Below are 11,781 nucleotides of genomic sequence, written 5' to 3'. Positions count from 1 at the left end.
TCGGTACGTGTGGGAGGGGGCGGCCCGATCGACAGGGCCGCCCCCTCGACACCTACAGCTGTCGCTAAGCCCGGTGTCGTCTCTTGCCGCGCATCGACGAGTACGCCATGTCGCCCAGCATCACGATCACGACGGCCGCGGCGAGCTGGAGCGCGTGGCGGCCCCAGTCGATGCCGCTCGTCTCCTCGATGCCGAACCCTCGTGCGATCGCGTTGCCGACAATGGCTCCGAGGATGCCGAAGATGGTCGTCAGCCAGAGCGGACTGTGCTGCTTGCCCGGAATGATCAACTTGGCCAGCACGCCCAGCACGAGTCCCACGATGATCGCCCACAACCAGCCCATTTGCTGCCTCCTCGTACGGCTCCGGTGAGCATTACGCCCAGTGTCGGTCCGTTCGCGCTACGGCGCATGTCGGGGGCCTCGGTACGCGGTACGGCGCAGAGCGCTCACCCCGGGGGAAGGTGCCCCGGTCTCGTAGGCGGCGCAGACGCGGCGTAACGTGGAAGACGTCCGGGCCTGGTTCCCCGACCGGGTTCGGCGCGGGGGTACGGGCCGGGGCGTGTCCGATTCGGGTGGATGGTGGAATGTGATGCGGAAGCAGAGCAACGGTGGCGGCGCCCAGGTCTTCCGGATCACCGGGGCCCGGCAGGGGCTCGCGGACGATGTGCGCGCCAGACAGCGGCGGTACGTCATCTCCATGTCCGTGCGCACGGTGGCGGTGGTCCTCGCGGCGGTGCTCTGGAACATCGAACGGCACGTCGCGTTCGTGGCACTTGTGCTCGGCATGGTCCTCCCCTACATCGCCGTGGTGATCGCCAACGCGGGTCGTGAGAACGCGCCGGGGCTTCCGTCGACCTTCGTGACGGTTCCGGTACGGCCGATGATCGCCCCGCCGCGACCGGAAGAGGACCACGCGGAACCCGCAGCGGAAGACGTCGAGGGCGATCAGGGAGCCGGTGCGCGGGCCAATCCGCGCGAGCGAGCCTGACCGGAAGTCAGTGCGGACGGCTTCGCCAAGCTCAAGAAAAGCTCAGATCAATCATGGAGTTCCGGTGCCGGGCGGACGGGTACCCGTGACATACTTCGTACGCGCTCCGCATCCCCCGTCGGAGCGACAGACCGACGCCGGGCAGCTCCCCCCGTGGCTGCTCGGCGTCGCCTTTTTGAGCGCGGTTTCCGCCGGGTTAAGGTCGGCAAATGATCGGCCCTGACCCTGACTCCCCCATCTGTTCCGCCAAGGCATGCCGGGCGGACGCCGTGTGGGTCCTCGCCTGGAACAACCCGAAGCTGCACACTCCCGAGCGGCGCAAGACGTGGCTGGCGTGCGAGGAGCATCGCGAGCACTTGTCCCAGTTTCTGGGGGTGCGGGGGTTTCTCAAGGACGTGGTGCGGCTTGAGTCCTGGGGGGCTCCTCCGGAGGGGTGAGCGGGGGTTCGCCGGGTAACCATTCGCCTGCGGGCCGTGTGTGGCTTGTCGCGCAGTTCCCCGCGCCCCTAAAACGCTAGCCGCCGATTGCTGACATCGGTCTGTCCGGCTGGACGAAGGACGGGTCGTCGAGGCCCGCGCCTGCCTTCTTGCCCCACATTGCCTCGCGCCAGAGGCGGGCTATCTCCTCGTCCGGGGCGTCGGAGCGGAGGGCCGCGCGGAGGTCGGTCTCCTCGCGGGCGAAGAGGCAGGTGCGGACCTGGCCGTCGGCCGTCAGCCGGGTGCGGTCGCAGGCCGCGCAGAACGGGCGGGTGACGGAGGCTATGACGCCCACGCGGTACGGGCCGCCGTCCACCAGCCAGCGCTCGGCCGGCGCCGAGCCTCGTTCGTCGCTGCCCTCGGGGGTGAGGTCGAAGCGGGTGCGGAGGGAGGCGAGGATGTCGCCTGCCGTGACCATGCCGTCGCGCTTCCAGCCGTGCTGGGCGTCCAGGGGCATCTGCTCGATGAAGCGCAGCTCGTATTCGTGCTCGACCGCCCAGGCCAGCAGGTCGGGGGCCTCGTCCGCGTTGAGCCCCGGCATCAGGACCGCGTTGACCTTCACCGGGGTCAGGCCGGCGTCCCGGGCCGCTTCCAGGCCCGCGATGACGTCGTGGTGGCGGTCGCGGCGGGTGAGCGTCTTGAAGACGTCCGGGCGGAGGGTGTCCAGGGAGACGTTGACCCGGTCCAGGCCTGCCGCCTTCAGCGCCTTCGCCGTACGGACCAGGCCGATGCCGTTGGTCGTCAGGGACATCTGGGGGCGGGGGGCCAGGGCCGCGACCCGCTCCACTATGCCGACCAGGCCCGGGCGCAGCAGCGGTTCGCCGCCCGTGAAGCGGACCTCCTCGATGCCGAGGGAGGTGACGGCGATGTCGATCAGGCGGACGATCTCGTCATCGGTGAGCAGGTCGGGCTTGGCCAGCCACTGCAGGCCCTCCTCGGGCATGCAGTACGTGCACCGCAGGTTGCAGCGGTCGGTCAAGGAGACGCGCAGGTCGGTGGCCACCCGGCCGAAGGTGTCGATGAGCACGTGGGCCCCCTCCCTCGTAGCGGATCTTGTCGGATCGGAGTTTCTCCTACACCTGCGAGCCTACGTGACCCCACTGACAACATGACAGGCCCGAGGCCCCGGATGCGGCGCGGGGCCGCCGTGGATCTCGTGGATCCCACGGCGGCCCCGCGTGACGCCTTCACCGCAACAACGGCTCCTAGTGCGCGCCGGTTCCCGTGAGGGAGCGCACCTCCAGCTCCGCGTACTTGCCGGCGTCGGGCTCCTCCTTGGAGAGGACGGTGCCGAGCCAGCCCATGAAGAAGCCGAACGGGATGGAGATGATGCCGGGGTTCTTCAGCGGGAACCAGTGGAAGTCGACGTCCGGGAACATCGCCTTCGGGTCGCCGGAGACGACCGGCGAGAACAGCACCAGGCCGACCGCCACGATCAGGCCGCCGTAGATCGACCACAGGGCGCCCTGGGTGGTGAACCTCTTCCAGAACAGGCTGTAGAGGATCGTGGGCAGGTTGGCGGACGCGGCCACCGCGAACGCCAGTGCGACGAGGCCGGCCACGTTGAGGTCGCGGGCGAGGGCGCCCAGGGCGATGGAGACGATGCCGATGAAGACGGTGGACCAGCGGGCGGCCTTCATCTCCTCCTTCTCGGTGGCCTTCCCCTTGCGGATGACGTTGGCGTAGATGTCGTGCGCGAACGACGACGACGAGGCCAGCGTCAGGCCGGCGACCACGGCGAGGATCGTCGCGAAGGCGACCGCCGAGATCGTCGCGAGCAGCACCGCGCCCCAGGCGGAGTCGACGCCGCCGATGTGCAGGGCGAGCAGTGGCGCCGCCGTGTTGCCCGAGGGGTTGGAGTCGGTGATCTCTTTCTGGTCGATCAGTGCGGCGGCGCCGAAGCCGAGCGCGATCGTCATCAGGTAGAAGCCGCCGATGATGCCGATCGCCCAGTTGACGGACTTCCGGGCAGCCTTGGCCGTGGGCACCGTGTAGAAGCGGATCAGGATGTGCGGCAGACCGGCGGTGCCGAGGACCAGGGCGATGCCGAGGGAGATGAAGTCCAGCTTGGTGGTGCCGGTGGCGCCGTACTGGAGGCCGGGCTCCAGGAACGCGTCGCCCTTGCCGCTGCGTTCGGCCGCGGTGCCGAGCAGATCGGAGATGTTGAAGTTGAACTTCAGCAGCACCAGGAACGTAATGAGGATCGTGCCGCCGATGAGCAGCACTGCCTTGACCATCTGGACCCAGGTGGTGCCCTTCATGCCGCCGATGGAGACGTACACGATCATCAGGACGCCGACGAGGGCAACGATGGCGACCTTGCCCGCGTCGGAGGTGATGCCGAGGAGGAGCGAGACGAGGACGCCCGCGCCCGCCATCTGGGCCAGCAGGTAGAAGATCGAGACGACGATCGTCGACGTACCGGCGGCCGTGCGGACCGGGCGCTGGCGCATGCGGTACGCGAGGACGTCACCCATGGTGTAGCGGCCGGAGTTGCGCAGCGGCTCGGCCACCAGGAGCAGGGCGACCAGCCAGGCGACGAGGAAGCCGATGGAGTACAGGAAGCCGTCGTACCCGAAGAGGGCGATCGCGCCCGCGATGCCGAGGAAGGACGCGGCGGACATGTAGTCGCCGGAGACCGCGAGGCCGTTCTGGAAGGCGCTGAACTGGCGCCCGCCGGCGTAGAAGTCGGCGGCGCTCTTGGTCTGGCGGCCCGCCCAGACGGTGATGAAGAGGGTCGCGACGACGAACACCGCGAACAGGGAGATGATCAGTGGCCGATGCTCGCTCGCCTCGCCCGCCGCGAGAACACTCTGCTGTACGGGGCTCATGCGCCGCCCTCCATCCGGGACTTGATCGCCTCACCCTTCGGGTCGAGGTTCGCGGCGGAGTACCGCGAGTACCACCAGGCGATGAGGAACGTGGTGACGAACTGGGCGATACCGAGGACGAAGGCGACGTTGATGTGGCCGACGAGCTTGGTGCCCATGAAGCCGCCCGCGTAGTTCGACAGCAGGACGTACAGCAGGTACCAGGCGATGAAGCCGATGGTCAGCGGGAAGGCGAAGGAGCGGTGGGCGCGGCGCAGTTCGCCGAACTCGGCGCTCTGCTGCACCTCGACGAACTCCTCCGTGGAGGGGAAGCGGCGCTCTGTTTTCGAGGGGGGCGGTGCGTCGGTGGCCACGGAGTCTCCTCGCGTTGCGGGTGCGGCGGTGGACGGCGGTGCGTGGTCGTTCTCGGACGGGGTGGGGCTCGGTACGGACATGGCTCTTCTCTGACCTCGCGGTGATCTGGATCACGGTGGCCGGCTCGCGATGGTAGGGCCCCCACGCGTGATCCGACAGCGGGCTCGATGGTCCTCGCGCCCTCTGCCCAAGGTCACGGCGCCACGCGAGGAGCGGTTCAACTCGCCGCGCTTCTTTCCGAACTGGTCTCCGGAAGTCATTGCTGGCCAGCGGCGATGCGGGATAGCTTCGCCCTGTACCACCCGTCATGTACCTGCTAAATCGAAGGTGCGGGCCACGCGTCCGTGCCCGCTTTTTCGCGTGTACCCGCTTGTTGTCCATCCCTGCTACGCGCTTGCCCGGCAATCATCCTTGCCCGGGTGAGCCTCGCCTCCGGATGATGTGGAGAACCCATGGCTCATCTGCGCTCCAGACGTCGGCTCGCTCTCGCGGTGCCGGTCGTGCTGTCCCTGACCGCCTCCCTCGGCTTCCTGCCCGTGGCCGCGTCGGCCGCCGAGCCGGCCGCCCCCGTCGCCGCTCCGGCCGCGGAAGGCCCGAACCTCGCGTATGTCGTCAACACCAAGAGCACCGACCGTCACACGATCGGGGCGGTGACCAAGGCGATCTCCAAGGCCGGCGGCACCGTCGTGATCACGTACGGCAAGATCGGTGTGATCGTCGTCCACTCCACGAACCCCTCCTTCGGGGCGCAGATCCGCGCGGTACGCGGGGTGAGGTCCGCGGGTGCCACCCGGACCACACCGCTGGTCGCGGCCGGGACGACCGACGAGGGCGCGGCGGACTATCTGACGGCCGCGGAGGCGGCCAAGGTCGAGGCCGTGTCGGCGAAGACCCCCGAGAGCGAGCCCCTCGAAGCCGACCAGTGGGACCTGCGGTCGATCGGCGCCGACAAGGCCGCGAAGATCAACCCGGGCAGCCGCAAGGTGACCGTCGCCGTGATCGACACCGGCGTGGACGACACCCACCCGGACCTCGCCCCCAACTTCTCCGCCGCCCAGTCGGCGAACTGCGTCGGCGGCGTCGCGGACACCAGCGCGGGGGCGTGGCGCCCGTACACCGCCGAGGACTACCACGGCACGCATGTGGCCGGTGAGATCGCCGCCGCCCGCAACGGCATCGGGGTCGCCGGGGTCGCGCCCGGTGTGAAGGTCTCCGGCATCAAGGTGAGCGACCCGAACAACGGGCTCTTCTACCCGGAGAGCGTCGTCTGCGCCTTCGTGTTCGCCGCCGACCACGGCGTGGAGATCACGAACAACAGCTACTACGTTGATCCATGGCTGTACAACTGCATGGACGACCCCGATCAGCGGGCCATTGTCGACGCGGTCAACAGGGCGCAGCTGTACGCGCAGAACAAGGGCACCCTCAACCTGGCGTCGGCGGGCAACTCCAGCCACGACCTGGACTCCGACGCGATCGTCGACAGCACCAGCCCCGACGACTCGACGACGGTCACCCGCACGATCGACCCGCACGAGTGCTTCGACGTGCCCACCCAGCTCCCGGGTGTCGTCACGGTGAGCGCCACGGGCGTCGACAACGTCAAGTCGTACTACTCCACGTACGGCAACGGCGTCATCGACATCGCGGCCCCCGGCGGCGACCGCAAGTACCAGATACCGGACACGCCGTCGAAGAACGGCCGCATCCTGTCGACCATGCCGAACGGTGAGTACGGCTTCCTCCAGGGCACCTCGATGGCCTCGCCGCACGCCGCGGGCGTCGCCGCGCTGCTGAAGTCGAAGCACCCGTGGGCCACCCCGGCCCAGCTGCAGACGCTGCTCAAGGTGCAGGCGGACAACCCGGGCTGCCCCGCGTCGTACGACCAGGACGGTGACGGCACGCAGGACGCGGTGTGCGAGGGCGGCAAACGGGTCAACGGATTCTTCGGGTTCGGGATCGTCAACGCGCTGCGCGCGGTCAAGTGACCGGCACTGTTTCCGAGCTTTCCGCACGGTCCGCACGTCCCACGAACGAAGGAACTGGAGACTCTCTATGACAGCGCCTCACTCACGCTCCCGTCGCGCCGTGGCGATACCTGTCGGCATGGTCATGGCGTCGGCGTTCGCCTTCCTGCCGAACATCCAGGCTGTCGCGGCCGACGCCGAGGCCACCGCCGGTGCCACCGGTGCCGCCGCTGTCACGGCCGACGCCACCTCGCTGAGCTATGTCGTCAACGTGTTCCCCGGGTTCGGCCCTTCCCCGCACGTGAAGAAGGCCATCGCCAAGGCCGGCGGCACGATCGTGACGTCGTACGACCGGATCGGGGTGATCGTCGTCCACTCGGCGAACCCCGACTTCGCGAAGGTCATCCGCAAGGTGCACGGCGTGCAGTCGGCGGGCAACACGCGCAACGCGCCGCTGCCCGCGCAGTCGACCACCGACGAGGGCGCCCCGAAGGTCCTGACCGCCGCGGAGATGGCGAGCGCCACCGCCAGTGCCACCGCGGCCCAGGACCCGCTGGAGCCGTTGCAGTGGGACCTGCCCGCCATCAAGGCGGACAAGGCGCACGAGAAGACGCTCGGCAGCAGCAAGGTCACCGTCGCCGTGATCGACACCGGCGTCGACGACACCCACCCCGACATCGCGCCGAACTTCGACCGCGGCGCCTCCGTCAACTGTGTGACGGGCAAGCCCGACACCACCGACGGCGCCTGGCGGCCGACGACGGGCGAGAGCCCGCACGGCACGCACGTGGCCGGTGAGATCGCCGCCGCCAAGAACGGCGTCGGCGTCACGGGCGTCGCGCCCGGCGTGAAGGTGTCCGGCATCAAGGTGTCGACGACGGCCGGCTACTTCTACACCGAGGCCGTCGTCTGCGGCTTCGTGTGGGCTGCCGAGCACGGCGTCGACGTCACGAACAACAGCTATTACACCGACCCGTGGTACTTCAACTGCAAGAACGACCCGGACCAGAAGGCCCTGGTCGACGCCATCACCCGGGCCTCGCAGTACGCCGAGCACAGGGGTGTCGTCAACGTCGCGGCGGCCGGCAACGAGAACTACGACCTCGCGGCCGACGAGATCACCGACCCGGTCTCCCCCAACGACGCGACGCCCTCGGACCGGGTCATCGACCCGTCCAAGTGCTACGACATCCCGACCCAGCTCCCGGGCGTGGTGACGGTCGCCTCGACCGGCGCCAAGGGCCTCAAGTCGTCCTTCTCCAACCACGGCCGGGGCGTCATCGACATAGCCGCCCCCGGCGGCGACTCGACCCGTCTGCAGACCCCGGCCCCGCCGGCCACCAGCGGCCTGATCCTCGGCCCGCTGCCCGGCGGCAAGTGGGGCTACATGGCCGGTACGTCGATGGCGTCCCCCCATGTCGCGGGTGTGGCCGCCCTGATCAAGTCGACGCATCCGCACGCGTCGGCCGCGCTGGTGAAGGCGCTCCTGTACGCCGAGGCGGACGCCACGCCGTGCACGGACCCGTACGACCTCGACGGTGACGGCAAGGTCGACGCGGTGTGCGAGGGCCCGAAGAACTACAACGGCTTCTACGGTTACGGCATCGCGGACGCGTTGGACGCGGTGACGAAGTAACACACCTCTTCGATGTAACACACCTCTTCGATGGGCCGGGCAGTGTCGCACTGTCCGGTCCATCGTGTTGATTCAGTGCATATGTTGATACCCGGTGCAGGAAACGTGGCATTGGGGTGGGCTTGATACGAACGACCGACGGCGAACGCCCTGCCATCGCACGGGCGGTCGCCGTGCTCGTGCTGGTGGCCCTGGCCGCGCTGATACCGCTGCTCTCCCCGTCCGTCGCGCTGGACGGCACCGGGGAGGCCGCCGCGCCCGGCGTCGGCGGGATCGGGCTGCTGCGGACGGTGCTGTTCGCCGCGCTGTGCGTCCCGTTGGGCGAGTTGTTCGTCCACCGGCTGGCCGGCGGGCTGCCGGGGGCGCCCCCGGACCGGGCGCGCCCCTGGGCGCCGTACGCGGCCGGTGCCGGTTTCGTCGCCGCGTTGGGGCTCGCCTCGGTGGTGTCCACCGGGAACCTCGTACCGCACAGCCTGGGCGCGATCGACGTCGGCGGTCTGTACGAGTCCCGGGACGGGAAGCTCGCTCTCCTGGAGGTCAACGGGTTCGCGGCGGCGGGCCTGTGCGCCCTGTCGGCCCGCCCGGCCACCCAGATCTGGCCGTTGGCCGCGGTCGCCGTGGCGGAGGCGCTGCGGGCCCATCCGGCGCCGGAGCTCGATCCACTGACCGGTTCGGCGCTGACGTTCGTCCATGTCGTCTGCGCGGCACTGTGGGTGGGCGGACTGGTGTACGTACTGCGGACGTTGCCCCTCTGGGGAGAGGCCCGTGCGGCGGGCGTGGCCTTGTTGGGCCTCTACGCGCGCGTGGCGGCCGTTCTGCTCGCCCTGATCACCGCGACGGGCGTCTGGAGCACCCTGCGCCGGATGCCGCCGGACACGGTCCTGGACCAGCTGACGTCGACGGCATACGGCCGCACGCTGCTCGCCAAGCTGCTCGTGGTGGCCGCCGTCGCCGTGCTCGCCCTGTGGGCGCGGCTGCGGCTGCGTCGGGCGGCCGATCCGCTGACGGCCTGCTCCCCCGCACGCGCGGAGGTGGTCGCGCTGGGAGTGGTGGTCGCGGTGTCGGGGCTGCTCACGGCGCTGCCGGTGCCGATCCGCTGGACGTGACGGGCAGGTGACGCCCCGTCCGCGCGGCCGCGTGATCCAGAAGTCGGGGACCGGCAGCTGGGGGCAGGTTGTTGCTGACAAGTATTCAGGGCTGTACGCGCTTGCTTGTCGGCGGCCTTCATCAACGGGCGCGCGACGGAGTGTCAGTCGCGGCCCGTATTCTCTGTGACCATGCTCGAAGACCTGACGCCCACGCCGTCCTCCGCCCCGTGGCCGACCGCATATCCCCAGGGATACGCGGTCGTTGACGTCGAGACGACCGGTCTGTCCCGGGACGACCGGATAATCTCCGCCGCCGTCTACCGGCTCGACGCGCGCGGCGAGGTCGAGGACCACTGGTACACAACGGTCAATCCGGAGCGGGATCCCGGTCCGGTGTGGATCCACGGGCTGACGAGCGACGCCCTGGAGGGTTCCCCCCTCTTCGCCGACATCGCCGAGGAGTTCGCGTCCCGGCTCGCCGACCGCGTGCTCGTCGCGCACAACGCCGTCTTCGACTGGTCGATGATCGCCCGGGAGTACGCGCGCGCGGAGCGCGAGGCGCCGGTGCGGCAGCGGCTGTGCACCATCGCGCTGTCCAAGGAGTTGGGGCTGCCGCTGCCCAACCACAAGCTGGAGACGCTCGCCGCGCACTACGGGGTCGTTCAGCAGCGGGCCCACCACGCGCTGGACGACGCGCGCGTGCTCGCCGAGGCGTTCCGGCCCAGTCTGCACGCCGCGGCCCGGGGCGGCGTACGGCTGCCGCTGCTGGAGTGCCGGCCGCTGACGGAGTGGTCGGGGTCGGCGGCGGCAGGCGGCTCTGCGCGCCCGCAGATCGGACGGCAGGCCTCCGGGGGCTACGGGGGCTATCAGCCAACCAGTTGGCGGCCGTCCCGCAAGCGGCCCGCGTGCCCCTACCCCAACCCGGGGCGGTACCAGGACGGCAAGCCGCTCAGGCAGGGCATGCGGGTGGCCTTCTCCGGGGACACCTCGGTCGAGCGCGACCTCCTGGAGGACCGGGCCGTCGAGGCGGGGCTGCATGTCGCGACGAGCCTGTCCCGGCTGACCAGCCTGCTCGTCACCAACGACCCCGACTCCATGACCTCGAAGGTGGTCAAGGCCCGGCAGTACGGCACACCGGTCGTCGACGAGGCGGCCTTCGGGCAGCTGCTGCGGGACGTGGAACCCGCGGCGGAGGGATGACCGTACGGACGGGTGATTGGCGCCCGACTCGCCCCGCGCCGTCTCGCTCGGACGGCACGGACGGCCCACCCTGTGGCCCATGGCGACGTGTGAAGTCTGCGGCAACAGTTACGGCATGACCTTCGAGGTGCACGCGCAGGGCGCGGTGCACGTCTTCGACTGCTTCTCCTGCGCGATCCACCGCATGGCACCCATCTGCGAGCACTGCCGGGTCCAGATCATCGGGCAGGGCGTCGAGGCCGAGGGCCACTGGTACTGCGGGGCGCACTGCGCACGCGCGGAGGGAAGGGTGGGGATCATCGACCGGGTCTGAGCGCGACCTGGAGCCACTGGGAACGAGAGCCCCTCACCAACCTGCGAGCACCCCCCTGAAGGCACCCCACGGACGAGTTGTACCGTCAGTGGGGTGTACCGCTTCCTCTTGTCCCGGCAGTGGGTGATCCTCACGCTGGTCGCCCTCCTCCTCATCCCCACGATGATCAGGCTGGGCATCTGGCAGATGCACCGCTACGAAGAGCGCACCGCCCGCAACCAGCTCGTCGCCGACGCGCTGTCCGCCGCGCCGGTACCCGTGGAGAAGCTGACCTCGCCAGGACACACCGTCACCACCGGCGAGCGGTACCACACCGTCAGCGCGAAGGGGCATTTCGACACCGACGACGAGGTGGTCGTCCGGCGCCGCACCAACTCCGACGACGAGGTCGGCTACCACGTCCTGACCCCCTTCGTCCTCGACGACGGCAAGGTTCTGCTGGTCAACCGGGGCTGGATCCCCGCGGACGGTCCGAGCCAGACCGCGTTCCCCGCCGTCCCGGCGCCCCCGAAGGGCGAGATCACCGTCACCGGGCGGCTGATGCCCGCCGAGACGACCGCGGCGAGCGGCATCAAGGACCTCAAGGGCCTCCCCGACCGGCAGGTCATGCTGATCAACAGCGCGCAGGAGGCCAAGCGGCTCGGGGCCGAGGTGCTCGGCGGCTACATCGTGCTGACGACCCCCGAACCGAAGGGCGACACCCCGGAGCTGCTGGGCAAGCCGGGCGACGAGAACGCCGCGCTGAACTACGCCTACGCCATCCAGTGGTGGCTGTTCGCCGCCGGTGTCCCCGTGGGCTGGGTGATCCTCGTGCGCCGGGAACGCCGAGACCGGGCGGAGGCCGAGGCCGCGGCGCGCGCGGCGCGGGAATCGCCGGACACCGAGCCCGCCACCGTGTGACCCACCCCTGTCCGGCGTGAGAGCCCG

At 69.8% G+C, this 11,781-nt stretch carries 12 protein-coding genes; 8 read left to right on the top strand and 4 right to left on the bottom strand.

Going from position 1 to position 11,781, the window contains the following annotated elements:
• Positions 1-64 precede the first annotated feature (64 nt).
• Positions 65-343 (bottom strand): GlsB/YeaQ/YmgE family stress response membrane protein, encoded by a 279-nt coding sequence (locus ABZ855_RS41855; RefSeq protein WP_360817047.1) that lies wholly within the window; start codon positions 341-343, stop codon positions 65-67.
• Between the two features lie 247 nt (positions 344-590).
• Between ABZ855_RS41855 and ABZ855_RS41850 the strand changes: the two genes are divergently transcribed.
• Both ABZ855_RS41850 and ABZ855_RS41845 read left to right on the top strand, forming a co-directional pair.
• Positions 591-989 (top strand): DUF3099 domain-containing protein, encoded by a 399-nt coding sequence (locus ABZ855_RS41850; protein WP_360817045.1) that lies wholly within the window; start codon positions 591-593, stop codon positions 987-989.
• A 209-nt stretch (positions 990-1,198) separates the two neighbouring features.
• Entirely contained in the window at positions 1,199-1,426 is a 228-nt protein-coding gene (locus ABZ855_RS41845) for a hypothetical protein (RefSeq protein WP_360817042.1), read from the top strand.
• A 76-nt stretch (positions 1,427-1,502) separates the two neighbouring features.
• Here ABZ855_RS41845 and moaA read toward each other — a convergent pair whose 3' ends face one another.
• From moaA to ABZ855_RS41830, 3 genes are all read right to left on the bottom strand, one after another.
• Entirely contained in the window at positions 1,503-2,492 is a 990-nt protein-coding gene (moaA, locus tag ABZ855_RS41840) for a GTP 3',8-cyclase MoaA (RefSeq protein ID WP_360817040.1), read from the bottom strand.
• 178 nt (positions 2,493-2,670) lie between these two features.
• A complete protein-coding gene (locus tag ABZ855_RS41835) occupies positions 2,671-4,296 on the bottom strand; it encodes a cation acetate symporter (protein WP_360817037.1) in 1,626 nt (541 codons plus the stop codon).
• Positions 4,293-4,649, bottom strand: a complete 357-nt coding sequence (locus ABZ855_RS41830; RefSeq protein WP_360817034.1) for a DUF485 domain-containing protein — start codon at positions 4,647-4,649, stop codon at positions 4,293-4,295. Before ABZ855_RS41830 ends, ABZ855_RS41835 begins: the two co-directional genes overlap by 4 nt.
• A gap of 453 nt (positions 4,650-5,102) precedes the next feature.
• Between ABZ855_RS41830 and ABZ855_RS41825 the strand changes: the two genes are divergently transcribed.
• From ABZ855_RS41825 to ABZ855_RS41800, 6 genes are all read left to right on the top strand, one after another.
• On the top strand, positions 5,103-6,638 hold the full coding sequence (locus ABZ855_RS41825) for a S8 family serine peptidase (protein WP_360817031.1): 1,536 nt from the start codon (positions 5,103-5,105) through the stop codon (positions 6,636-6,638).
• A 67-nt stretch (positions 6,639-6,705) separates the two neighbouring features.
• Positions 6,706-8,253 (top strand): S8 family serine peptidase, encoded by a 1,548-nt coding sequence (locus ABZ855_RS41820; protein ID WP_360817028.1) that lies wholly within the window; start codon positions 6,706-6,708, stop codon positions 8,251-8,253.
• A 122-nt stretch (positions 8,254-8,375) separates the two neighbouring features.
• Positions 8,376-9,359, top strand: a complete 984-nt coding sequence (locus ABZ855_RS41815; protein WP_360817025.1) for a CopD family protein — start codon at positions 8,376-8,378, stop codon at positions 9,357-9,359.
• A gap of 171 nt (positions 9,360-9,530) precedes the next feature.
• Positions 9,531-10,541, top strand: coding sequence for a DEDDh family exonuclease (locus tag ABZ855_RS41810; RefSeq protein ID WP_360817022.1), 1,011 nt, complete (start codon positions 9,531-9,533; stop codon positions 10,539-10,541).
• A 79-nt stretch (positions 10,542-10,620) separates the two neighbouring features.
• Positions 10,621-10,854, top strand: a complete 234-nt coding sequence (locus ABZ855_RS41805) for a hypothetical protein (protein ID WP_319199785.1) — start codon at positions 10,621-10,623, stop codon at positions 10,852-10,854.
• Positions 10,855-10,947: 93 nt separating this feature from the next.
• Positions 10,948-11,754, top strand: coding sequence for an SURF1 family protein (locus ABZ855_RS41800; protein ID WP_360817019.1), 807 nt, complete (start codon positions 10,948-10,950; stop codon positions 11,752-11,754).
• Positions 11,755-11,781 lie beyond the last annotated feature (27 nt).

The organism is Streptomyces sp. NPDC047042 (genome assembly GCF_040644035.1).
Classification (GTDB): Bacteria; Actinomycetota; Actinomycetes; order Streptomycetales; family Streptomycetaceae; genus Streptomyces.
This window is presented reverse-complemented; position numbering and strand designations above follow the sequence as displayed.